This is a genomic window from Sphingomonas sp. ID1715 (assembly GCF_013044515.1).
GTDB lineage: Bacteria > Pseudomonadota > Alphaproteobacteria > Sphingomonadales > Sphingomonadaceae > Sphingomonas_B.
This window is the reverse complement of sequence record NZ_JABEPR010000003.1, coordinates 1-22,811: the sequence shown is the minus strand read 5'-3', so window position 1 is coordinate 22,811 and position 22,811 is coordinate 1. Positions and strand designations below refer to the sequence as shown.

The 22,811-nt window shown below is 68.1% G+C and carries 24 protein-coding genes, 1 tRNA gene and 1 pseudogene; 9 read left to right on the top strand and 17 right to left on the bottom strand.

The window, feature by feature from the left end:
• Positions 1-105 precede the first annotated feature (105 nt).
• On the top strand, positions 106-804 hold the full coding sequence (locus tag HJG53_RS18370; protein WP_217352747.1) for a PEPxxWA-CTERM sorting domain-containing protein: 699 nt from the start codon (positions 106-108) through the stop codon (positions 802-804).
• Positions 805-854: 50 nt separating this feature from the next.
• Positions 855-2,144 (top strand): adenylosuccinate synthase, encoded by a 1,290-nt coding sequence (locus HJG53_RS09055; RefSeq protein ID WP_171129790.1) that lies wholly within the window; start codon positions 855-857, stop codon positions 2,142-2,144.
• Positions 2,145-2,247: 103 nt separating this feature from the next.
• Here the strand turns inward: HJG53_RS09055 and HJG53_RS09050 are convergent, their stop codons facing one another.
• On the bottom strand, positions 2,248-2,940 hold the full coding sequence (locus tag HJG53_RS09050; protein ID WP_171129788.1) for a cytochrome c family protein: 693 nt from the start codon (positions 2,938-2,940) through the stop codon (positions 2,248-2,250).
• Between the two features lie 130 nt (positions 2,941-3,070).
• On the opposite strand from HJG53_RS09050, the gene HJG53_RS09045 reads away from it, so the two are divergent.
• Positions 3,071-3,955: a prephenate dehydratase gene (locus HJG53_RS09045; RefSeq protein WP_171129786.1), complete on the top strand. Its 885-nt coding sequence runs from the start codon at positions 3,071-3,073 to the stop codon at positions 3,953-3,955.
• Positions 3,956-3,958: 3 nt separating this feature from the next.
• On the opposite strand, the gene nudC is transcribed toward HJG53_RS09045, so the two are convergent.
• Positions 3,959-4,834 carry an NAD(+) diphosphatase gene (nudC, locus tag HJG53_RS09040; RefSeq protein WP_171129784.1) on the bottom strand — a complete coding sequence of 292 codons (876 nt, stop codon included), beginning with the start codon at positions 4,832-4,834 and terminating at the stop codon, positions 3,959-3,961.
• Positions 4,828-5,892 carry an A/G-specific adenine glycosylase gene (gene mutY / locus HJG53_RS09035; protein WP_171129782.1) on the bottom strand — a complete coding sequence of 355 codons (1,065 nt, stop codon included), beginning with the start codon at positions 5,890-5,892 and terminating at the stop codon, positions 4,828-4,830. The genes nudC and mutY overlap by 7 nt, the downstream gene beginning before the upstream one ends.
• A 36-nt stretch (positions 5,893-5,928) precedes the next feature.
• On the opposite strand from mutY, the gene HJG53_RS09030 reads away from it, so the two are divergent.
• Genes HJG53_RS09030 through HJG53_RS09020 form a run of 3 tightly spaced genes read left to right on the top strand, consistent with a single transcriptional unit; the run spans position 5,929 to position 7,870 of the window.
• Positions 5,929-6,450 carry a DUF721 domain-containing protein gene (locus HJG53_RS09030; protein ID WP_171129780.1) on the top strand — a complete coding sequence of 174 codons (522 nt, stop codon included), beginning with the start codon at positions 5,929-5,931 and terminating at the stop codon, positions 6,448-6,450.
• A 2-nt stretch (positions 6,451-6,452) separates the two neighbouring features.
• Positions 6,453-7,115: a thioredoxin domain-containing protein gene (locus HJG53_RS09025; RefSeq protein WP_171129778.1), complete on the top strand. Its 663-nt coding sequence runs from the start codon at positions 6,453-6,455 to the stop codon at positions 7,113-7,115.
• Positions 7,116-7,126: 11 nt separating this feature from the next.
• A complete protein-coding gene (locus HJG53_RS09020; RefSeq protein ID WP_171129775.1) occupies positions 7,127-7,870 on the top strand; it encodes a thioredoxin domain-containing protein in 744 nt (247 codons plus the stop codon).
• A gap of 10 nt (positions 7,871-7,880) precedes the next feature.
• Here the strand turns inward: HJG53_RS09020 and HJG53_RS09015 are convergent, their stop codons facing one another.
• Positions 7,881-9,230 (bottom strand): surface lipoprotein assembly modifier, encoded by a 1,350-nt coding sequence (locus tag HJG53_RS09015; RefSeq protein WP_171129773.1) that lies wholly within the window; start codon positions 9,228-9,230, stop codon positions 7,881-7,883.
• Positions 9,231-9,240: 10 nt separating this feature from the next.
• Positions 9,241-10,044 (bottom strand): transferrin-binding protein-like solute binding protein, encoded by an 804-nt coding sequence (locus HJG53_RS19120; protein ID WP_217352746.1) that lies wholly within the window; start codon positions 10,042-10,044, stop codon positions 9,241-9,243.
• 74 nt (positions 10,045-10,118) lie between these two features.
• On the opposite strand from HJG53_RS19120, the gene HJG53_RS18360 reads away from it, so the two are divergent.
• A complete protein-coding gene (locus tag HJG53_RS18360) occupies positions 10,119-10,433 on the top strand; it encodes a hypothetical protein (RefSeq protein WP_217352745.1) in 315 nt (104 codons plus the stop codon).
• Positions 10,434-10,643: 210 nt separating this feature from the next.
• Here the strand turns inward: HJG53_RS18360 and rpoN are convergent, their stop codons facing one another.
• The 5 genes from rpoN to HJG53_RS08985 all read right to left on the bottom strand — a co-directional run bounded on the left by rpoN (position 10,644) and on the right by HJG53_RS08985 (position 14,850).
• Positions 10,644-12,155, bottom strand: coding sequence for an RNA polymerase factor sigma-54 (rpoN, locus tag HJG53_RS09005; RefSeq protein WP_171129769.1), 1,512 nt, complete (start codon positions 12,153-12,155; stop codon positions 10,644-10,646).
• Positions 12,156-12,157: 2 nt separating this feature from the next.
• Complete coding sequence (gene lptB, locus HJG53_RS09000; protein ID WP_171129767.1) at positions 12,158-12,934, bottom strand: LPS export ABC transporter ATP-binding protein; 777 nt, start codon at positions 12,932-12,934, stop codon at positions 12,158-12,160.
• A 119-nt stretch (positions 12,935-13,053) separates the two neighbouring features.
• Positions 13,054-13,578, bottom strand: a complete 525-nt coding sequence (locus HJG53_RS08995; RefSeq protein ID WP_254447663.1) for an LptA/OstA family protein — start codon at positions 13,576-13,578, stop codon at positions 13,054-13,056.
• A gap of 23 nt (positions 13,579-13,601) precedes the next feature.
• Entirely contained in the window at positions 13,602-14,240 is a 639-nt protein-coding gene (gene lptC, locus HJG53_RS08990; RefSeq protein ID WP_171129765.1) for an LPS export ABC transporter periplasmic protein LptC, read from the bottom strand.
• Positions 14,233-14,850 carry a ribonuclease D gene (locus HJG53_RS08985; protein ID WP_171130650.1) on the bottom strand — a complete coding sequence of 206 codons (618 nt, stop codon included), beginning with the start codon at positions 14,848-14,850 and terminating at the stop codon, positions 14,233-14,235. Before HJG53_RS08985 ends, lptC begins: the two co-directional genes overlap by 8 nt.
• Before the next feature lie 230 nt (positions 14,851-15,080).
• Here HJG53_RS08985 and HJG53_RS18990 point away from each other — a divergent pair, with 230 nt between their 5' ends.
• A complete protein-coding gene (locus HJG53_RS18990) occupies positions 15,081-15,866 on the top strand; it encodes a cold-shock protein (RefSeq protein ID WP_171129763.1) in 786 nt (261 codons plus the stop codon).
• A 3-nt stretch (positions 15,867-15,869) separates the two neighbouring features.
• Here HJG53_RS18990 and HJG53_RS08975 read toward each other — a convergent pair whose 3' ends face one another.
• The 6 genes from HJG53_RS08975 to HJG53_RS08950 form a co-directional block, all read right to left on the bottom strand.
• A complete protein-coding gene (locus HJG53_RS08975; protein ID WP_171129761.1) occupies positions 15,870-16,574 on the bottom strand; it encodes a DJ-1/PfpI family protein in 705 nt (234 codons plus the stop codon).
• A gap of 100 nt (positions 16,575-16,674) precedes the next feature.
• Positions 16,675-20,055, bottom strand: a complete 3,381-nt coding sequence (gene smc / locus HJG53_RS08970; RefSeq protein ID WP_171129759.1) for a chromosome segregation protein SMC — start codon at positions 20,053-20,055, stop codon at positions 16,675-16,677.
• 148 nt (positions 20,056-20,203) lie between these two features.
• Complete coding sequence (locus tag HJG53_RS08965) at positions 20,204-20,506, bottom strand: hypothetical protein (RefSeq protein WP_171129757.1); 303 nt, start codon at positions 20,504-20,506, stop codon at positions 20,204-20,206.
• Positions 20,507-20,551: 45 nt separating this feature from the next.
• A complete protein-coding gene (locus tag HJG53_RS08960) occupies positions 20,552-20,980 on the bottom strand; it encodes a DUF983 domain-containing protein (protein WP_171129755.1) in 429 nt (142 codons plus the stop codon).
• Positions 20,981-21,006: 26 nt separating this feature from the next.
• Positions 21,007-21,082: transfer RNA gene (locus tag HJG53_RS08955), tRNA-Phe, on the bottom strand.
• 40 nt (positions 21,083-21,122) lie between these two features.
• Positions 21,123-21,287, bottom strand: coding sequence for a DNA gyrase inhibitor YacG (locus tag HJG53_RS08950; protein WP_171129753.1), 165 nt, complete (start codon positions 21,285-21,287; stop codon positions 21,123-21,125).
• Positions 21,288-21,364: 77 nt separating this feature from the next.
• Between HJG53_RS08950 and HJG53_RS08945 the strand changes: the two are divergent.
• Positions 21,365-22,513 (top strand): annotated as a pseudogene (locus HJG53_RS08945) (PHA/PHB synthase family protein); the annotation flags it as partial.
• Positions 22,514-22,690: 177 nt separating this feature from the next.
• Here HJG53_RS08945 and HJG53_RS08940 read toward each other — a convergent pair.
• A partial coding sequence (locus HJG53_RS08940) for an ATP-binding protein (RefSeq protein ID WP_171129749.1) occupies positions 22,691-22,811 on the bottom strand: 121 nt, incomplete at its 5' end.

The window sequence follows — 22,811 nt, the reverse complement described above, 5'->3', positions numbered from 1 at the left end:
ACGTCTGTCGCAGAATGAGACAGGGACTCGCCAATGTCGAATTCATCCTATTGGCTATGCCTGCTCTCTCTTACCCCCGCGCTCGGTTCAGGGGGAGTTTTGTCGATGCGCGTTTTGCTTGCTGCTTTGCTGTTGGCGGGGGTGGCGGTGCCGGCCCAGGCGGAGGAAGTCACCGTCCGCTTCACCGGCCAGCTCAACTATGTCCATTATTCGAACGACCCATTCGGCGTCCCGGACATCAATGGTCCGCTCACGCCGGGGCTCGACTATGTCTATGATCTGACCTTCGACACGGCGATCGGCTCGCTCGCCGTGGTGCCCGGCTATAGCCAGCTGAGCGGCATCGGCTATGCGATCGGGCCGATCCGCCGCTGGTCCCTGACCGTGAACGGCGTAACGGACAATGCCGTGCGCCTCGACACGGACCTCTACAACAACACCGTCGCGCGCTCCGGCAACCAGAGTGCCGGCGCCTGGTCGATCTCCTTCGATGGCGGGTTCGGCAACCAAAAATATTGGGCCGCGTCGATCAACGCGACCTCCTACGCACCGAACAGCCACATCCTGACCGATCCGTTCGTCAATCAGAACGTGATCGGGACCGCGTCCTTCTGGCACTATCAGGCGCGGGGCGACGGCAGCTTTTCCCATCTTTACTGGCTGGCTGCGGATGTCAGGTCGGCGCAACTGGTCGTGCCGAACGGCGTGCCGGAGCCGGCGAGCTGGGCGCTGATGATCGCCGGCTTCGGCCTCGCCGGCACGGCCGCCCGGCGTGCGCCGTCGGGGAAGCTGCGCGCCGCCTAGACCTGCGCGCCCGTCCCGACTAGGCCACGCCCCGCACTAGGGAGAATGCGGTGGCCAACGTCACGGTGATCGGCGCGCAATGGGGCGACGAGGGCAAGGGAAAGATCGTCGACTGGCTTGCTGAGCGGGCGGACATGGTCGTGCGCTTCCAGGGCGGGCACAATGCCGGCCACACGCTGGTCATCGGCAACGAGGTGTACAAGCTGTCGCTGCTGCCCTCGGGCATCGTGCGCGGCACGCCCTCGGTGATCGGCAATGGCGTGGTGCTCGACCCCTGGGCGCTGAAGGCGGAGGTCGAGAAGCTGCAGGCTCAGGGCGTGGAAGTTACCCCGCGAACCCTGTCGATCGCAGACAATTGCGCGCTGATCCTGCCCTTCCACCGCGATCTCGATGCGCTGCGCGAGGATGCGAGCGGCGCGGGCAAGATCGGCACGACGCGGCGCGGCATCGGCCCCGCCTATGAGGACAAGGTCGGCCGGCGCGCGATCCGCGTCTGCGACTTGGCCCATCTCGACGATCTCGGCCCGCAGTTGGACCGGCTGACGGCGCATCACGACGCCCTGCGCGCGGGCTTCGGCGAGCCGCCGATCGACCGCGCACGGCTGGTCTCAGAACTGCGCGGGATCGCCGACTTCGTGCTGCAATTCGCCAAGCCGGTCTGGCTGGACCTGAACGAGGCGCGTGCCCGAGGGCGTCGCATCCTGTTCGAAGGCGCGCAAGGCACGCTGCTGGACGTGGATCACGGCACCTATCCGTTCGTCACCTCGTCCAACACCATTGCCGGCACCGCCGCCGGCGGCTCGGGCCTGGGGCCGGGGGCGGTCGGTTTCGTATTGGGGATCGTGAAGGCCTATACGACGCGGGTCGGGTCGGGTCCGTTTCCAACCGAACTGGACGACGAAATCGGTCAGCGGCTCGGCGAGCGTGGGCGCGAGTTCGGCACGGTGACTGGCCGCAAGCGTCGCTGCGGCTGGTTTGACGCGGTGTTGGTGCGGCAGTCGGCGGCGGTGTCCGGCGTCACCGGCGTCGCGCTGACCAAGCTCGACGTGCTCGACGGGCTGGAGACGATCCGCATCTGCACCGGTTACCGGCTGGGCGACCGCACGCTCGATCACTTTCCCTCCCATGCCGCCGACCAGGCCTCGGTGGAGCCGATCTATGAGGAGATCGAGGGCTGGAGCGAAACGACCGGCGGCGCGCGCAGCTGGGCACAACTGCCCGCGCAGGCGATCAAATATATCCGTCGTATCGAGGAGCTGATCCGTTGCCCCGTCGCGCTCGTGTCGACGAGCCCGGAACGCGAGGACACGATCTTGGTTCGCGACCCGTTCGCCGACTAGACGATCATATGGCCGCGCTCCTGCGCAGGCAGGAGCCCCGGTCGGATGAGATGCAAGCGCGTGAACAGGGCTCCTGCCTGCGCAGGAGCGCGGCTACGGGGCGTTACTTCTTCTCGACCGCCGGCATGTCGCTCTTGGTTTCGAACTGGCGCTTGGCTGCAGGATCGGCGGTGACGGCACCGGTCGCCGGCGTATCGACCGGCGAGGCGCCGACATCGGCCGACTTGCCTGCTTCGCCGCCCGGCGCGTCGCCTTCAGCCTTGCCGGCGGCGGGGGCGGTGGGCAGCGGCAGCGGACCGTCGCTCTGCTGGTTCAAATAGGCGATCACGTCCGCCCGGTCCTTGCCGTTCGACAGGCCGGCAAAGGTCATCTTGGTGCCCTCGGCATATTTGCGCGGGCTTTTCAGCCACTCGCTGAGGTTCGTCCAGTCCCAGTTGCCCGGCTTGCCCGTCAGCGCCGAGGAATAGGCGAAGCCGGGCACATGGCCGTGCGGCTTGCCGAGCACGCCCCAAAGGTTCGGGCCGACGCCATTGGCGCCGCCCTTGGTCGCCGTATGGCAGGCCGCGCATTTCTGGAACACCTTCGCCCCGTTCGCCGGATCGGCGGTGGCGAGCAGTGCCTCGATCGGCTGTTCGGCCTCGCCGCCGCCGCCTTCGGCCGCGACGCCCTCGATCGGATAGCCCATCTTCTCCGGGCGTTCGGCGTGGAACAGTTCGCTGGTCACGATCCCGGCGCCCAGCGCCACGATGCCGGCACCCAAAACCCAGCCGGCGATCGTGTTGTTGCGGTCGTTCATTCCATGTCCTCTTGAAGGCCCGGAAGGGCCGCGCTCAGGAAATTTGCGGCCTCCTTTAGAAAGAGCCCACGCGGCCCGCAAGCGCCGCGGCTTTGCAGGCGCCGAGAAAGCCCCTAACGGCGCACCCGTCATGGAGAATTATCCCGAACCGGCGCGCACTCTGGTCGCGCAGATGTGGGCGGCCGCCGAAGCCGACCCCGCGCGCGCCGTCGCGTTCCAGGGTGCGCCGGGTGCCAACTCGCACCGCGCGCTGATCGAGCATTTCCCGGACGGCCTGCCTTTGCCCTGCTTCAGCTTTGAGGATGCGCTGGAGGCAGTGAAGGAGGGGCGGGCAAGCACGGCCATGATCCCGATCGAGAATTCCGTGCACGGCCGTGTCGCCGACATCCACTTCCTGCTGCCGGAGTCGGGCCTCGCCATTGTCGGCGAGCATTTCCTGCCGATCGTGCCGGCGCTGATCGGCAAGGCGGGGCACGAGATCCGCGAAGTGATGAGCCACCCGCAGGCGCTCGGCCAGAGCCGCAAATGGTTGCGCGCGCGTGGCATGCGCCCGATCGACTATGCCGACACGGCGGCGGCGGTCGCGGCAGTCGCGGAGATGCAGGACTGGGGCATCGCTGCCATCGCTCCGGCCTTTGCGGCCGAAATCTACGGGCTCGACGTGCTGGCGAATGAGATCGCGGACGAGGCCGACAACACCACCCGCTTCCTGATCCTCGCGCGCGAGGCGCGGCGGCCCGAGCGGGGTCCGCTGATGACCAGCTTCATCTTTCAGGTGAACAACGTGCCCGCCGCGCTGTACAAGGCGCTCGGCTGCTTCGCGACCAACGGCATCAACATGACCAAGCTGGAGAGCTATCAGCGCGGCGCCAGCTTTGCCGCGACCGAGTTCTACACGGATATCGAGGGCGCTCCCGGCGATGCGCCGGTCGACCGGGCGCTGGAGGAACTCAACTTCCACGCTCGTTCGGTGCGGATGCTCGGCACCTATCCTCAGGCGCGCAAGCGCGGCTGATCCTCAGTTCTGGTCCAGCCACCAGCTGAACAGCGTGTGCGCGATCGCATAAGGCGGCGGCGGCAGGAACGGGGCTCCCGCATCACCCGCGATCGATGCCGCGACGCCCGCGCGATCGACCCAGAAGGCGTCTTCCAGCTCGGTGGTGTCGATGGTGAGCGCGGGATCGTCGGTCGCGGCCATACAGGCCATCATCAGCGATGACGGGAAGGGCCAGGGCTGGCTGACGATGTAGCGCACATCGCGTACCTTCAGCCCGGCCTCCTCCCACAGCTCGCGCGCGACCGCTTCCTCGACCGATTCGCCGGGCTCGACAAAGCCGGCGAGCGCCGAATAGCGACCCTTGGGGTAACGTGGCTGCCGGCCGACCAGCACGCGGCCCTCATGCTCGGCGAGCATGATCACTACGGGATCGACGCGGGGGAAATGCTCGGTCGCGCACTGGCCGCACTTCCGGCCCCAGCCACCGCGATAGATGGCCGTGTCGCCGCTTCCGCACCGCGCGCAGAAACGGTGCCGCAAATGCCAGTCGATCAGGCTGCGCGCGGCGGCATAGGTGGACGCTTCCTCAGGCGGCAGCAGCTCGAGCGCGCGGAAGATCGCCATCGACCGACCCGCTGCTTCCGGCATGCGGTAGTCGAGCGCGGCGAAATGCGCGCGCCCCTCGTGCAGGCCGAGCAGCAGCAGCTCCGCCTCTTCCCCGGCTTCAGCGAGGCTGCCCCACGTAAGCCGCCCATCGTCACCCAGCACCGGGTCGATGCCGTCCAGCCGCAACAGGCGCGAGCGCCAGTCGCCCATCGCGGCGCCGAGCGCTTCGGGATTGGTGCGGAGGGTGTCGGCGCGGTCGAGCGGCGAGCCGGTCAGGCCGGGGATCAGCATGAAGCAGTCAAGGACATGCGATGCTCCATGGCGCGTCGTGCGGCCTTGTCAAACACCGTCGGCAATCCCGCTTCCGAGAGCGTTGCGATCGGCCACCATTCTCCCTCAGCCAAGTTCGCCCGCGTTGCCCGGGCGATAGCTACCTGCAGGTCGAGGGAAAAGTGCGTGAAGACGTGGCGCACTGGCTTTTCGACGATGGACCAATCGGCGGCCACCGGCGCATCGTCCATCTCAGGCGCGTCGTTCCAGGCGCTGGTCGGGAGCGCGCGCATGCCGCCTAGCAACCCCCTGGCCGGTCGCCTTACCAGCAGCACGTGCCCCTCGGCTTCGACCCAGAAGGCGAAGCCGCGACGGTGCGGCCTGACACCTTTGGACGCCTTGACCGGCAGGTCTTCCTGAATGCCGGCAGCGAAGGCGGCGCAGTCGCTCCGCACCGGACAGATCGCGCAGGCGGGCCGGCGCGGCGTGCAGATGGTCGCGCCCAGGTCCATCATCGCCTGCGCATGGTCGCCCGGCCGATCGGCGGGCGTCAGTTCGGCGGCCCGCGCGCGGATCAGGGGCTTCGCCGCGGGCAATGGCGTGTCGATGGCGAACAGCCGCGCGACCACCCGCTCGACATTGCCGTCGACCACGGCCACCTCCTCGCCGAATGCGATCGCGGCGATCGCTGCCGCCGTATAGTCGCCGATGCCCGGCAGGCGCCGCAGTTCGGCCGCGGTGGCAGGGAAGCGGCCTTGATGATCCCGCACGATCGCTCGGGCGCAGGCGAGCAGGTTGCGCGCGCGGCTATAATAGCCCAGGCCGGCCCAGGCGCTCATCACCTCAGCATCCTCCGCCGCGGCCAGATCGGCGACGCTCGGCCAGCGACGGAGGAAGGCTTCGTAATAGGGTTTCACCGCCGCGACGGTGGTCTGCTGCAGCATCACCTCGGACAGCCAGACCGCATAGGGGTCTGGCGGCGGCGCGCTGGGCGGGCTGCGCCACGGCAGCGTGCGGGCGTGCAGGTCATACCAGGCGAGAAGATCGCGGGAGATCACGCGATCCGCCTCTACCGCCATGGACGGTTCATCGGAAGCGTGGCAAACGACAGGCCGATGAGCGGCAAGAAGGTCACCAAGGACGAGGCAGCGCGCGGCGGCCGCGCGCGCAGCGTCGCCGAATTGCTGCCCGATGCCGGCCGCGCTTCGTTCCGCAAGTTCGGCTTCGTCCAGCATTCGATCGTCAGCCGCTGGGGCGAGATTGTCGGCCAGCGCTATGCGGGCGTGTCTGCCCCCGAATCGATCCGCTTTCCGCAGGGCAAGCGCTCGGACGGCACGCTGACGCTGACCGTTGCCGGCGCTCATGCGCCGATGATGCAGCATGTGCTGCCGGAGATCGTCGAGCGGGTGAACCGCTTTTTCGGCTACCCCGCCGTGGCGCGCGTGGCGATCCGGCAGGGCGTCGTCGCAAGGCCCGCGCTGAAGCCGCAGCCCCCGAAGCTTGAGCCGGTGCCGCAGGAACTGGGCGAATCGCTGCGGTCGGTCGGCGATCCCGAGCTGCGGGCGGTACTCGAATCGCTCGCCCGCGGCATCGCGACCAGTGAGACCATCCCCGTGCTCGGGAGAGTGAAAGCGTGAGAGTGGGTGTGATTGCCGGCGTCCTGGTCGCGGCGTTCGTGCTGGTGGGCGCCAAACCGGCCGCGGTCGACTGGACCAAGCGCGTGACGCAGACTGCGCAAGGCGCGTTCGTGCTCGGCAACCCCGCCGCGAAGACCCGGCTGGTCGAATATGTGAGCTATACCTGCAGCCATTGCGCGCACTTCACCAACGAAGCGAGCGCGCCGCTCAAGTCGCGTTACGTCGCGAGCGGATCGACGGCGGTGGAAGTGCGCCACGCGGTGCGCGATCCGATCGACCTCGCCGCGACCCTGCTCGCGCGCTGCACTGGACCCACCCGCTTTTTCGCGGCGCACGAGAAGCTGTTCGCCACGCAGGAGCAATGGTTCGGCAAGGGCGTCAGCTACGCCCAGGCCAATCAGGATGCGCTCGAAAAGGCGCCTGGACCGGATCGCGTGAAGATGCTCGCCAAGGGCGCAGGACTTGGTTCGATCGTCCGGCTTTCGCAAACGCAGGTCGATGCCTGTCTGGCCAACACGGCCCAGCAGCGGCCGGTGATGGCGATGACGCAGGAAGCGTGGCAGACCCGCTCGATCCCCGGCACGCCGCATTTCCTCGTGAACGGCGCGGATGTGCCGGATGCCACCAGCTGGGCCGCGCTCGAGCCCAGGCTCAAGACCAAGTGACGGAGACTTAGATGACCAAAGCTCACCTGCTGGCGCTCGGCGCCGCCGCGCTGGCGCTTGCCGGCTGCAACAAGGGTGCGGACAATGCGACGGCTCCCGCCAACGGCTCGGCCGCCGCGGGGACGGTTGCGCCGCCGGCCGGACAGGAATGGACGCAGGTCGTCAGCCAGACCGCCGATGGCGGCTTCGTCATGGGCAATCCGAACGCGCCGGTGAAGCTGGTCGAATATCTCTCGCTCACCTGCCCGCACTGCAAGGAGTTCGCGGAGACCGGCTACGCCAAGCTGCAGGACTATGTGAAGAAGGGCACGCTCAGCCTCGAAGTGCGCAATTATGTGCGCGATCCGATCGACATGACCGCCACCCTGGTCAGCCGCTGCAATGGTCCGGCCACCTATTTTGCGATGACCGAGCAGGCGTTCGAGCAGCAGTCGGAGATCATGACCAAGATCCAGGGCCTGCCGCAGGCGGAGCTGCAGCGGCTGCAGGGCCTGCAGCCTGCCGAGCAATTCAAGTCGCTGGCGGCCATGCTCGGGATCGACCAGTTCGCCAAGCAGCGCGGCGTGCCGCAGTCGAAGCTCGATCAGTGCTTCGCCGATAAGGCCGCGCTCGACCAGCTCGTGGCGATGCAGAAGACCGCGAACGAGATGCCCGGCTTCGTCGGCACGCCGACCTTCATCCTCAACGGCAAGATGCTGGAGAATACCGGCACCTGGGACAAGCTCGAGCCACAGCTGAAGGCGGCTGGCGCCTGATCCGCGTCGCCTAGAATTCGCGGCTGAGGGCGAACTCGACGCGCGTCCGCTTGAAGTCGAAGATCGGGATCGTCGAGTCGCTGCGGCTGTGCGTCACGCGGATGAGCGGCGCCAGGCCGCGCCAGCTGAACCGGCGCAGGACCAGGCCGCCAGTCACGTCGAAACGCGTGTCCCTTCTGGTGACGCCGAACAGCGGGTAGGGCGCGTCGGCGCCTAGCCTGGACCCGCTCAGCTGCACATAGGCGAGCTGCTTGCCGAAGGCGCGTGAGGCGAGCAGGTCGATGCCGCCGCTGGTAGTCGCGAGGAAGCCCGCACGCGCATCCTGCCGCGTGATCCGAATCGCGGCGCGGGTGCTGAACCGCGGCGAGAAAGCGCGGTCATAGGCGATGTTCAAATCGGCCAGTGTGCCGTCCTGAACCGAGGCGCTCCTATAGTGCGAGTCGAGGATCGTGAGTTCGCCCTCGAACTGGCTCACGCGGTCGAGCGGCTTCAGCAGATTGAGCGAGCCGCCATAGCTTTCCGAATAGAGATCGCCGCCGAACCAGCGGCGTTGGGCGATGGCGGCCGGGCGTAGGCGCGCGCCGCCGAGCCGGAATTCGGGGCCGCTGGCGAGCGTCACCACCACGTCGTTGAAGCGCGACTTGCCGTAGAGGTCGGCACGGGCCGAGGCGCGGCTGAGCAGCGCGATATCGTCGGTCAGGTCGGCGCGGGCGAAGCCTTGCAGCGACAACGATACGCCGATGCCGGAAGTCGCACGCGCATCGCGGCTGAGCGTCAGCGGGGCGACCACCGTGTCCACCCGCTCTTGCGTGGTCGCACGGTTGATATTGCTGTCCGGCGCTATGGCGATCTCGACGGCGCCGCCGATGGGCCGCACCGATCGCAGCGCGGTTGCAAAGCGATCGACGACGCGCGCCACCTCGTCCGGCAGTCCGGCGGCGCCTGCCCGCCGCAACTCGCGCCGCGCGCCGGCCTCGTCGCCTTCGGCCGCCAGCAACCGCGCGAGTTCGAGCCGCGGCCGACCAGCATTGGGCTTTTCGTCGAGCAGGGCTTTCAGCCATTCGATGGCGCCGCGCCGATCCCCCTGTGCCTCGCGCAGGATCGACAGGCGGAAGCGGGCTTCGGCGCGATAGTCCGGATCGGGATCGCGGATCAGGCCGCGCAGCAGTGTTTCCGCGTCCGGCAGGCGCTTCGCCGCGGCATAGCGCTCCGCGAGCGCGAAGATGTCGGGCGCGGTCAGGCCGGTGGCGCAGCCGGCTTCGTGATCGCAGGCGGGCGCCGGCGCCTGCGCGAGCAGGGGCGTTGCGCAGGCGACCAGAATGGCTCCGGAGAGCATCCGGAGGCCCGGCATGGCACGCATGAGCGAACGGCTAGTTCGACTTGCCGACGACGGCGCCGACGGCAGCGCCGCCGTTGCCGGTCAGGTTGAAGGTGTACCCCATTTCCTGACCCTGCGGCCCGAAGAAGGCGCCAGCGAAGTTGCCGCTGTAGATATTGCCGTCGATGTCGGTGCCCTGGTGAGTCAGCGTGCCGCTGAAGCCGCCGCCGAGCGTCGCAATCGTGCCGCTGCCGTTGAACTGGCCGAGCGTCTTCGAAACGCCGGTGCTGACATGCTTTCCGACCAGGTCGAGCGTCGTCGCTACCGTCTTGGCAGCGAAATTCGCCGTGAAGCTGCTGGTCCCGCCCAGCGAATAGACGCCGTCGGGATTGGCCCAGAGGCCGTCGACGAGGGTCGTGTAGGAGGCCGAGCCGGTGCTCGGCTGGTCGGCCGCCTGGCGAATGCCATAGAGCAGATATTGCTGGGCGACGCCTAAGGTCGCGCCATTGTCGGTTACCTGCTGCCAAATGCCGTAGCTGACATAGCTAAGCGCCATTTTCGGATTGGACGCGCCCGGATTGAACAGCACCAGCTGATCGGTGCGGTTGCCAGATGCCTTGTTGTATACCGTCACGGTCGCGTCGCTGGCGCTTGGATTCTTGCTCGCCGGCAGGAACGTCGCCGTGCCGCCGCCCGCTTCCCGCACCGTATAGGCGCCGGTCGTCGAGTCATAGGACAGGCTGACCCCACCGGAAAAGTCCGCCGAGGATGAACTCACGGCCGATGCGGTGCCGTCCGCCCGCGTCACCGTGGACCCCACGCGTGCACCAAGCGCCTGGAACGTTTCGCTGTGCACCAGCGGCAACGTCGAGTTGCTCGGCGTGGGCGTGGGCGTGGGCGTGGGCGTGGGCGTCGGCGCCGGAGTCGGAGTTGGGGTCGGCGTCGGAGTCGGTGCGGGCGTCGGCGCCGGAGTCGGGGTCGGAGTCGGAGTCGGAGTTGGCGTCGGCGTCGGAGCTGGGGTCGGCGTCGGCGTTGGTGTCGGTGCCGGCGTTGGCGTTGGCGTTGGCGTCGGAGTCGGAGTCGGAGTCGGAGTCGGCGCTGGACTCGGAGTCGGCGCTGGACTCGGAGTGGGCGTCGGCGTCGGTGTCGGTGCCGGCGTTGGCGTCGGAGTCGGAGTCGGCGAGGGACTCGGAGTGGGTGTCGGCGTCGGCGTCGGCGTCGGAGCCGGAGTTGGTGTTGGCGTAGGAGTCGGAGTGGGCGTAGGGCTCGGCGCCGGGACGGGCGCGGGCGAGCCGGCGGAACCGACGCTGCTCCCGCCGCCGCCGCAGGCCGCGAGGACCAGCCCAAGGCTGAAAGCGCTGTAGTTCCGAAGCTTACGCATCAATCCATCCCACTCAAAGGGCCGTGATGCGTTAACGATAAATGGTAGGGAGTTACCGGCGGGTAAAGAGCGCGTCAGGCGGCCCGCAACGCCTTCTGCCGGCGGCGCTGGACCGAAGAGCCGATGCCCATTGCTTCCCGATACTTCGCGACCGTGCGCCGCGCGATATCGAACCCTTTGGCCTTGAGCAGATCGACGAGCGTGTCGTCCGACAGGATCGCGTCCGGCTGCTCGGCGGAAATCAAGCCCTTGATCGCGCTCTTGACCGCCTCGGCCGACACCGCATCGCCGCCATCCGCCGACTGGATGCCCGAGGTGAAGAAATATTTGAGCTCGAACAGCCCCCGCGCGCAGCTCAGATATTTGTTCGACGTCACGCGGCTGACGGTCGATTCATGCATGCCGATCACTTCGGCGACCTGGCGCAGGGTGAGCGGCTTCAGATGCTCCACGCCCTTCAGGAAGAACGTTTCCTGCTGCTTCACGATTTCGGTCGCGACCTTGATGATCGTGCGCTGCCGCTGGTCGAGCGCCTTGATCAGCCAGTTCGCGCTGTGCAGGCATTCGGTTAGCCACGCCTTGGACGACTTGTCCTGCGGGCCCGAGGCGAGTTCGGCATAATAGCGGCGGTTGACGAGCAGCTTGGGCAATGTCGCGGCGTTCAGCTCGATTGCCCAGCCGATCGGCCGTTTGGCGACGAACAGGTCGGGCACCACGGTCTCGGTGCGCGCGGCCCCGAACCTCAGTCCGGGTTTGGGATCATAGCCGCGCAGTTCGCGGATCATGTCGGCCAGGTCCTCGTCGTCGACTTGGCAGATGCGCTTGAGCTGCGGCAGTTTCCCGGCGGCGACCAGATCGAGATTGGCGATCAGCCGCGCCATGCACGGATCATAGCGGTCCGCTTCCTTCGCCTGCAGCGCCAGGCACTCGGCGAGGTTGCGCGCACCGACGCCGGTGGGATCGAAGCTCTGGACGACACCGAGTATCTGCTCGACGCGCTGGAGCGGCGCACCGGCCTGATGCGCGACCTCGATCAAGTCGACGGCGAGGTAGCCGGCTTCGTCGATCTGGCCGATCAGCCAGACGGCGATCGCATGGTCGGTGCCGGACAGCCGCTCGCCCGCTTGGGCAAGCAGATGCTCCTGCAGTGTCTCGGCGGGGGCGCCGAAGCTATCGAAGTCGATCGCCTCCTCCCCACCCAAGCCGCCGCTGCTGCCACCCATTCCCAGCGAGCCGTCCAGGTGGCTGTCGGACGGGCCGTCATGATGAAAGGTCTCGGCGACGAAATCCACGTCGAGCGGAGAGTCGCTGACGCCGTCGCCATGTTCGACGAGGCGATCGGCGGTGACCGGCTCGGGCGCGCTCTCGCCGTCCCACTCCTCGCCGCCTTCGAAGTCGGCCGGCTCGGCAGGGGCGCGCTCCTCACCGCCGGTCTCGAGCAGCGGGTTCTTCTCCAGCTCTTCGGCGATGAAGCTTTCGACTTCGAGGTTGGACAGCGCGAGCAGCTTGATCGCCTGCTGCAGCTGCGGCGTCATCACCAGCGATTGCGACTGGCGCAGGTCGAGGCGAGGCGCGAGTGACGCCATGACTACAGTTCGAAATGCTCGCCTAGGTAGAGGCGGCGGACATTTTCGTCGGCGACCAACGCCTGCGGGCTGCCGGCGAACAGCACCCGGCCATCATAGATGATGCAGGCGCGGTCGACGATGTCGAGCGTCTCGCGGACATTATGATCGGTGATCAGCACGCCGATGCCGCGCTTCTTCAGCTGGCAGACCAGGTCGCGAATGTCGGCGATCGAGATCGGGTCGATGCCCGCGAACGGCTCGTCCATCAGGATGATCGACGGATTGGCCGCGAGCGCGCGCGCGATCTCGCAGCGCCGCCGCTCGCCGCCCGACAGACCCATCGCCGGCGCGTTGCGCAAACGCGTGAGACCGAATTCGTCGAGCAATTGCTCGAGCCGCGCCGCCCGCTCGTTGCGATCGGGTTCGGCCAGCTCCAGCACGGCAAGGATGTTCTTTTCCACCGAGAGCCCGCGGAAGATGGACGTTTCCTGCGGCAGATAGCCAAGGCCAAGGATGGCGCGCCGGTACATGGGCAGGCCGGTGATATCGAGCCCGTCGAGCATGATGCGGCCGGAATCCGGTTTCACCAGCCCCATGATCGAATAGAAGCAGGTGGTCTTGCCAGCGCCGTTGGGCCCGAGCAGGCCGACCACTTCGCCGCGCCCGACGGCGAGCGACACGTCGGACAGCACCACGCGCTTGTCATAGGCCTTGGCGATCGACACGACCGCGAGGCCGCCGGCATCCGCATCGGGACCGGGCGCGAGCGGTGCGGCAAGGGTGGCGACGTCGTTCATGCCGGCTCCGGCTGGTGTCAGATCGGGGTTACTGATCGGTAAAGATGGGGCATTTGGCAAGCTTCGTGCATGCGGCCGTGCGGCGGGTGCGACGAAATGATGCAAGCGCCTGGATCAGGTCAGGGATTCTTTCGCTGCGGCACCGAGAAGCGGCCGGTCACGCGGCCGCCGGTGCCGCTGCTGACCGTGCCGGGCGCGCGTCCCGCCGCCGAGCCGTCGACAATGGCGCGGCCGCTGTCGAGGTCGATCACCAGCCGGCCGCCGCGCACCACATTCGCACCCTGCTCCAGCACCACGCCGCCGACCATCGTGATCTGGCGCCGGTTGAGGTCATAGATGGCGAACTGCCCTCGTGCCGTCTCGCTGGGGCTGCGCACGGTCACGCCGCCGGCGGCGTCGAGCCGCTCGATATCGACGCCGCTGCCGCGCTGATTGGCATAGGCGACCGTCAGCCGCGCCGCGTTCATGGTCAGGTCGGATTGGCGGACCCGGACATTGCCCGAGAATATGGCGCGGTCGGCGCGATCCTGCACTTCGATCCGGTCCGCCTCCACGTCGACCGGCGCATTGGTGTTGTGGTTGGCGAGCGCCTGCGCCAGCACCGGGGCGGACAGGGCCAGTGCAAAGCCTGCAGTGCTTGCCATGATCAGCCGGGATCGCATCGGGCTCATCTGGCCGCTCCCTGGACGATGTGCAAGCGCGCCCTGCCTTCCAGCCGCACGACCCGGGTGGGCAGGTCGGCCGAGATGCGGCCACCGCTGAAGGTACCAAGCGGCATGCGCCCTTCGACCTGCCCCTGGCTGGCGAGGCGCCTGGTCTTCAGGTCCACGTTCACGTCGCGCGTGACGAGGCGATAGCCATCGGCCGATTGATAGGTGACCGGCCCCTCGACCGCGACAGCTTCCTTGTCCATGTCGTAGCGGGCGCGGTCGGCGCGGAGCAGGGCGGGTCCTTCCTGCATCGACAGGCTGGCCGAGAGGTCCTGAAGCCGCACGATCGGCTCACGCGACGTCGCCTGCACCGCCGAGCCGGCGCGGAGCGCGAAGGACTGACCCTTCGCATCTTCGCCACGATACAATGCCTCGGTCACACGCAGCCGCTCCTTGGCGACTTCGACCTTGTTCTTGTCGAGCATGAAGCTCATCTCGCCGGCGATCGTCAGCGGCGCGATCGACAGGAAGGCGAACAGTGCGCCGATCCCCATCGGCAGCGCCACGCGCAGCAATCGGATGGTGCGGTCATGGCTGCTGCCCGGCACTGCCCAGCGCCGGCGCGAATCGCGCGAGCGTTCGGCGGCTTCAGACATGCGCGAAGATGTCGACGTCCGGCCAGCCGGCGAGGTCGAGCTTGGCCCGGTGCGGCAGGAAATCGAAACAGGCTTGGGCGAGGGCGGTTCGACCTTCCCGCTCAAGCCTTTTGTCGAGCTCGACCTTCATCGCGTGGAGAAAGCGCACGTCCGAGGCGGCATAATCCTTCTGGGCGTCGCTCAGGACAGGCCCGCCCCAATCGGAGCTTTGCTGCTGTTTGGAGATTTCCTGGCCGACCAGCTCGCGCACCAGATCCTTGAGGCCGTGGCGATCGGTATAGGTGCGCACGAGGCGCGACGCCGTCTTGGTGCAGTAGACGGGGGCGGCGGTGACGCCCAAATAAAGCTCGATCGCGGCCAGATCGAATCGGGCGAAATGATACAGCTTCAGCCGCGCCGGATCGGCGAGCACCGCCTTCAGATTCGGCGCGTCATAGCGGCTCGCGGGCCCGAACCGGACCAGATGCTCGTCGCCGCCGCCGTCGGAAATCTGCACGAGGCAGAGCCGGTCCCGGTGCGAATGGAGGCCCATCGTCTCGGTGTCGACGGCAACGGCGCCCTCGGCGAGTACGCCTGCGGGCAAGTCTTCTTCGTGGAAATGAACGGCCATGTCGTTGAGACGCATAGGCTCGACGCACCAAAGCCTCAATGATTTAGCGACGGCGACGCTTTCGCCGTCAGCTTCGCTTTGCATGCCTGTGGATTATTTCGTTCGCCGCCCGAGCGAATCTCCGCTATGCAATGGAGTGGGCGTGACTATGGGGTACCGTCTGAAAGGGCCGACGCGCGCGCCCGGCGCGAGGGTTCTGACTGGATTATGTGGGCGACCGGAAGGCAGTAATGGGTTTCGACAGAGGACGTAGGGGTCCGCGCGGCGGCAAGGACAAGCGCGACGGTTTCGGTGACGAGAGCTACGGCGGCTACAATGAAAGCGGCGGCGGCGGCCGCTACGGCGGCGGCGGCGGCTTTGGTGGCGGCGGATTCGGCGGCGGTGGCGGCGGCTTCGGCGGCCCCCGCGGCGGTGGCGGCGGCTTTGGCGGCGGCGGCGGTGGTTTCGGCGGCGGCGGCGGCGGTGGCGGCGGCTTTGGTGGCCGCGGCGGCGGCATGCCGCAGCAGGTCATCGGCGAGGGCACGGGCGTCGTTAAGTTCTTCAACGGCCAAAAGGGCTTCGGCTTCATCGTCCGCGACGATGGCGGCGAGGATGTGTTCGTGCATATCTCCGCGGTCGAGCGTGCCGGCCTGGCCGGCCTGGCCGAAGGTCAGCCGCTCGGCTTCACACTGGTGGATCGGGGCGGCCGCATCTCGGCCACCGACCTCAAGATCGAAGGCGAGCCGCTTCCGGTCACCGGCGGTGGTGGCGGCGGTCGCGAGGAACGTGGCGGCGCCGGCGGTCCGCAGCGTCAGCTGACCGGCGAAAAGGCGACCGGCACGGTCAAGTTCTTCAACGCGATGAAGGGCTTCGGCTTCATTCAGCGCGACGACGGACAGCCCGATGCGTTCGTGCACATCTCAGCCGTCGAGCGGGCCGGCATGCCGACCCTCAACGAGGGCGACAAGCTTGAGTTCGAGCTGGAAGTGGACCGTCGCGGCAAATACGCCGCGGTGAACCTCTCCCCGATCCAGTAAGCGTCAAGCCCCGCCCTCACCGGCGGGGCTTTTCGCATGGAGCCGGTGCGCGGCTGCCTGGTAGCGGGCCGGGCGGTCGGAAGAGAGCCGCGCGACCAGCTTGTTGTAGGTGTCGATCGTGGCGGCGCTTGCCTTGTCGGGCGACCCCGCGTCGAACGGCGGCGCCGGATCATATTCCAGGCTGAGCTGGATGAAGCGGGCGTGATCGTCGCCGGCGATCTCCGCCGCCAGCGCCAGGCCGAAATCGATTCCGGCCGTAACCCCGCCGCCGGTCACACGGTTGCCGTCGAACACGATGCGCTCCTTGACTGGAATCGCGCCAAAGGCGGCAAGCCAGTCGTGGCTCGCCCAGTGCGTGGTGGCGCGATAGCCCTGCAACAGGCCTGCCGCGCCGAGCACCAGCGCACCCGTGCACACGCTCGTCACCCATTGCGCCTGCGCCGTCGCCCGGCGAAGCCAGGCGAGCGTCGCTTCATCCTCCATCGCACCGGTGACGCCAAATCCGCCAGGCACACAAAGGATGTCCGGGACAGCCGCGCTGTCGAAAGTCGCGCTCGGCAGCAGCGGGAAGCCGGCGTCGGTCGGCACCGGCTCCAGCGTTTTAGCGACGAGCTCCACCTTGGCGTTCGGCAGTCGGGACAGGACCTGGGCGGGACCGGTCAGGTCCAGCTGGGTGACATGCGGGAAGAGGAGGAAGGAGATTTGCATGAAGCCGACTATCTCGCCCGTCCCGAGCGAAGTCGAGGGGCGTCTGCGGGGGCTCTGAGCCGCGCCCCTCGACTTCGCTCGGGACGAGCGCATGTTGATGCTACTCCGCTGCCAGCAATTCCTCCGCGCCACCCAGATCGACCGACACCAGCCGGCTGACGCCGCGTTCGACCATTGTGACGCCGAACAGGCGATGCATGCGGCTCATCGTCACGGCGTTATGGGTGACGATCAGGTAGCGCGTCTCGGTATCCGCCACCATCGTGTCCAGCAGGTCGCAGAAGCGTTCGACATTGGCATCGTCGAGCGGCGCATCCACTTCGTCGAGCACGCAGATCGGCGATGGCTTGGTGAGGAAAAGTGCGAAGATCAGCGCGACCGCCGTCAACGCCTGTTCGCCGCCCGAGAGCAGCGTGAGCGACCCCAGCCGCTTGCCGGGTGGCTGGGCCATGATTTCCAATCCCGCCTCGAGCGGATCGTCCGAATCGACCAGCTGCAGATAGGCTTCGCCGCCGCCGAACAGCCGCTCGAACAGCCGGCGAAAATGCTGGTCGACCTGTTCGAAGGCGGCCAGAAGACGGGTGCGGCCTTCCCGGTTGAGGCTGCCGATCGACCCGCGCAGCCGATTGACCGCTTCGGTCAGCTCCTCGCGATCGGCGAGCGACTGTTCCAATTCTCCCTCGAGTTCGCGCAGCTCCTGCTCGGCGATCAGGTTGACCGGCCCGAGCCGCTCGCGATCCATGTTGAGCCGGTCGTGGCGCGCCGACTCGTCCGAGGCGTCGCGCACCTCGCCGGCCGTGAAACCGATCCGCTCCGGCAAGAGAGGGGGCGGGCATTCGAATCGCTCGCCCGAGACCCGGTTCATCTCGACGCGCCGCAGGTCGGCGGCCTCGGCCCGCGCCAGCGCGCCGGCACGCGTCTCGCGCGCCTGGGCGAGCGCCTCCCCGACTTGCGCCAGCGTCGCCTCGCCTTCCCGTACCCGCGCTTCGGCGGCACGCTCCTCGGCGGCCAGCGCTTCGGCCTGCGCTTTGACGGCGTCCTGCTCGCTCTCCAGCGTCGCGATCGCGGCGCGCAGCTGGTCCGGCGCATCTGCCAACGATCCGAGTTCGGTCTCGACCGCACGCGCGCGCCGGGCCATTTCGTCGATGCGCTTCGCCGCCTCCCCAGCGCGCGTCCGCCAGCCCTTCACCTCGCTCAACGCTGCCGCTTGCCGATCCCGGTCAGCGGTGATGGCGCGGTCCAGCGTCGCGGCGGCGCCGCGCTTGTCCAGCACCGCCGCGCGCGCGACCTCGCTCTGCGCGGAGAGGGTGGCGACAAGCCGCGCCGTCGCTTCCCCGTTCGGCAAAGCCGCCAGTCGGGCGTTGGCCGCATCGGCGTCGCCCTGCGCTTCCGCCAGCTCGCCGCTCGCGCGCTGGTGACGCTGTTGCAGCTCGGCCCTGCGCGCCGTGAAGCGTTCGATCGCGGCATCGGCAGCATCCTCGTCCCGCCGCGCGGCGCGTGCCGTAGCCTCCGCCGCCGCCAACACACGCCGACTCTCCTCCACCGCCGCACGGCTACGGGCGAGCCGTTCGGCGGCGTCGTTCGATGCCGCCTCGGCACGTTCTACGGAGGCGCGGGCGTCGGGCAGAGCCGCTGCCAGCGCCTCGCGACGGTTGACGCGGATCAGCCGCTCGGCTGCCGCCGCGCCTGTCTCGGCGGCCGAGAAGCCGTCCCAGCGGCGCATCGTGCCGCCAAGGGTGACGATCTGCTGGCCGACGCCAAGGGGACGGCCATCGTCCGCTTCGGTGACCGCGACCTGCTGCAGCCGACGCTGCAAAGCTGCCGGGGCGGTCACGTGACCCGCCAGCGCATCGGCGATCGGCGGCTCGCCACCGGTCGCGGTCGACCAGGCGGCGAGCGGTGTCTCGAGATCGTCGCCCAGTGCCGCAGCCAGCGCGCGCTCGTAACCCGGCGCCGCGCGGACATGGTCGATGAGCCGGTCGCCGCTGCTGCGGGCGAGCGCCTTGTCGAGTGCCGCGGCTTCACTCTCGATCGCAGCCAAAGCCGCGCGTGCCGCAGCAAGGCCGGCTTCCGCCTGGTCGCGGTCGGCGGCCGCAGCCGCCCGGTCCGCTTCGCCGCGCTCGATCGCCTGAGCAGCAGCAGCACCGTCTGCCTCGGCCGCGATGCGGCGCGCGACCGCCTCGTCGCGTCCGACGACCCATTGCTCGCCACTGCCGAGCTGCGCGATTTCCGCTTCGATCCGTGCCGCCTCGCCCGTTGCGCGCTGCAGCCTTGCCTGCGCCGCCGCCGCCGCCGAGCGCGCGATCTGCGCATCGGCCTGCTCACGCGCCTGTGCGGTCAACGCCTGAGCGAGTGCGACTTCGGCGTCGCGGGCGTCGCTCTCGGCGCGGGCGAGCTCGGCGACCAGACCGGGGCGCCCCGCCTCGGCCGCGGCGACGCGCTGCTCCAACGCCTTGGCTTCGGCGCTCAGCCGGGCGATGGCCTCCGCCGCGTCATTGGCGAGCGAGCCTTCGCGATCCCGGTCGCTGGCGAGGCGTTCGCGCGACTGGTGCAGTTCGGCGAGGCGGCGCTCTGCAGCCGCCATCTCCGCGCGTGCTGTGGCGAGTTCATGGCCAAGCTGCGACAGGCGATCGCGCGCCGACTGGGCCGCGGCGCGGGCGTCGCCGAGCTGGCGTACCGCCTCCGCGTTCCACGCGGCCGCGGCGCGCTGGGCCTCGGCAAGCTGATGCACTCGTTCGTCCGCTGCGGCGGCTTCCTTCTTGGCATGCTCCGCCGCCTCAGCCGCGTCCCGCCAGCGCGCAAAGGTAAGCCGCGCCTCGGCCAGCTTGATCTCGGCCGAGAGGGCTCGATAGCGCTCGGCCGCGCGGGCCTGCCGCCGCAGCTGGCCCGACCGCGCCTCCATATCGGCGAGCAGTTCGCCGAGCCGGGTCAGATTGGCTTCGGTCGCGCGAAGCTTCTGCTCCGCGTCCTTGCGGCGGACATGCAGGCCGGCGATGCCGGCCGCTTCCTCCAGCATCGCGCGCCGCTCGACCGGCTTGGCGGCGATAACGGCGCTGATCCGGCCCTGGCTGACCAGCGCCGGCGAATGCGCGCCGGTCGCGGCATCGGCGAACAGCAGGGCGACGTCCTTCGCGCGCACGTCGCGGCCGTTCAGGCGATAGGCGGATCCCGCGCCGCGCTCGATGCGGCGGACGACCTCGATCTCGCCGCCATCATTGTCGGCGGCATCGGCGAACAGCTGGACTTCGGCGAAGTCGCGGGCCGGGCGAGTGGCGGTGCCGGCGAAGATCACGTCTTCCATGCCGCCGCCGCGCAAGGACTTGGCCGAGCCTTCGCCCATCACCCAGCGCAGCGCTTCCAGCAGGTTCGACTTGCCGCAGCCATTGGGGCCGACGACGCCGGTCAGCCCCGGCTCGATGCGCAGCTCGGCCGGATCGACGAAGCTCTTGAAGCCGGACAGCTTGAGCCGCTTGAAGCGCAAAAGACGAGCCTCCCTCCAGGCCCGAGCTTATCGCGCGCGCACGCGGGCGGAAGGGGCGCGGCGCTCCTTATCCCCAGCAATGAGTCCAACGGGTGCGCAAACGAGTCAAACTGTTGTGGAGAAGCAAGGCTCGCTCCACGGCGATGATCTAAGGACCGACGGCTGCCGCCTCTTCCTCGACACGGTCGGCGTTTGGCTTCTCCGCCCCATCGGCGTCGATCGCTGCGCGGACCATCCGCTCCCATATCGCTGCGTCGCCCGCGACCGCCATCGTCTCGTCCGGCTCGCGCAGCGTGCGCAGGACCGCACGGGCGTCGTCCAGATGTTCGCGCCAGGCGAGGTCGACCGCTTCACCGGCCGAGGGGTTCGATCCTTCCGCGTTGGAACTCAGCCGCTGTCCGGCCAGCACGCGCGCGATCCGCTCGACGAGCGGAGTATTCGAAATGTCCATGCCCGATCTCCTCGTCCGTTCAAACACGCGAGGGTCGTTCCGGGTTCAGTCCTTGTGCCGCAGCCTCGCGGACAGCTCGCTCGTGCCCGCCTCCTCGGCGCGGTTCACATATTGGGAAGCGACCAGCCAGCCCTTGAACGGGCGTAGGCTCGCCAGCGTGCCGATCCCCATCAGCGGGATCGACGTCAGCAGATGCACCCACCAGGGTGGCGCATAGGCGACCTCCAGCCAGACGACGAAGAAGATCAGCGGAAAGGCGGTCAGGCAAAGCGCGAAGAAGGCGGGTCCGTCATCGGGCGTGGCGAAACGGAAGTCGAGGCCGCACACCGGGCACGCCTCGCGCACCTTCAGCCAGCCGCGGAACAATGGCCCCTGGCCGCAGCGGGGGCACAGCCCCTTCCAGCCGACCCGGCCGATCCAGTGCCAGCGACCCTCCTCGGTCCAGGCGAAGCGTTCGGTCTTGTCGTCGGCCACGATAGCGGAACCAGCGAGAGGAAAGATGGTGCCCAGGGACGGGATCGAACCGCCGACACTGCGATTTTCAGTCGCATGCTCTACCAACTGAGCTACCTGGGCACGGCACGCTTGTCGAGCGAGGCGCGGCCTATAGCGGCGGCTAAAGCTCGCTGTCCAGTGGCTTGTGCTCGGTGGCGGGCGGTCCCGGCACGCGATAGCCCTCACCCAGCCAGCGCAGCAGATCCCGGTCCTTGCAGCCGCGGCTGCAAAAGGGCTGGTGGGCAGGATCGGCGGGCTTGTCGCAAAGCGGGCAGGTGGCGGCCATGGTAAGGATATCGTGACCAGCCGCGCTTCGCACAACCCTTCGCGCCGGCTAGAAGCCTATCCCAAGGAGAGGATTCGATGGCTAGCCAGACCGAAACGCCCGGCGCCCATGTGCCCACGCTCGACGAGATGCAGCGCTGGACCTGGGTGATCGGCCGTGCCCAGCAGCTGATGATGGAGCATGGCGTCGAGATGGCGATGAAGGCCAGCGAGACGCCGCCGCCCAGCGCCTTTCCGAACCTCGCCGAAACCACGGCGCTCACCAAGGCCGCGACCGACTTCTGGTCGGACGGGCTGAAGCTATGGCAGCGCTTCCTGACGCCCGGCACCGATACCACGTCCGCCGAGAAGCCGAAGGACAAGCGCTTCGCAGCGCCGGAATGGCAGCAGCATCCGATGTTCGACATGATCCGGCAAAGCTATCAGCTGGTTGCCGAGCATTTGATGCGCTCCGTCGATCTCGTGGAGGGGGTCGATGAAGCGCAGCGCGAGAAGATGCGCTTCGCCGCGCGCGCGGTGGCCGATGCCATGAGCCCGTCCAACTTCATCTTCACCAATCCCGAGGTGATGAAGAAGACGCTGGAAACCGGCGGCGAGAACCTGCTCCGCGGCCTGGAACACATGCTGCGCGACATGCGCCAGGGCCAGCTCACCCATGTGAAGCAAGGGGCCTTCGAGCTCGGCAAGAACCTTGCCACCACGCCCGGCAAGGTGGTCAAGCGCGCGCCGCTCTACGAGCTGATCCAGTACAGCCCGACGACGGATGAGGTATTCGAGACGCCGATCGTGATCTTCCCCCCCTGGATCAACCGCTTCTACATCCTCGACCTGACGCCGGAGAAAAGCTTTATCCGCTGGGCGGTGGAGCAGGGCCTGACCGTGTTCATGGTGAGCTGGAAATCCGCCGACGCGGGCATGAAGGATGTCGTCTGGGACGATTATGTCGCCGCCCAGATCGATGCGATCGATACCATTCGCGAGCTGCTCGGAGTCAAGACTGCCCACACGATCGGCTATTGCGTCGCCGGGACCACGCTGGCCGCCACGCTGGCGGTGCTCGCCGGACGAGGGGAGGGCGAGAAGGTCGCCTCGGCCACTTTCTTTACCGCCCAGGTCGATTTCGCCCGCGCCGGCGACCTCAAGAATTTCGTCGATGACGAGCTGCTGAAGATGCTCGAGGGAATGGCGCTCGAAGGCTTTTTCGACGGCCGCTATATGGCGGCGACCTGTCAATCGGCGTGCAAACGGGACCCCCTATCGGCGCGCAAAAGGGACCCCCTTTCACGATGGCGCAAGGTTGATCGGACACGCGCCTTTGCGCTGCGCGCGGCGTAGGGAGGGCGGAGCCCGACCGGAGGCGCGCGCAGCGCAAAGCATCTTTTAATCGGAGGTCGGTGGGGGCGATCAGCTGCGGTTTTTGAAGCGCCAGCTGTCATTGCCGGTCTCGACGATGTCGCAATGGTGGGTGACGCGATCAAGGAGCGCGGTGGTCATCTTGGGATCGCCGAACACGGTGGGCCATTCG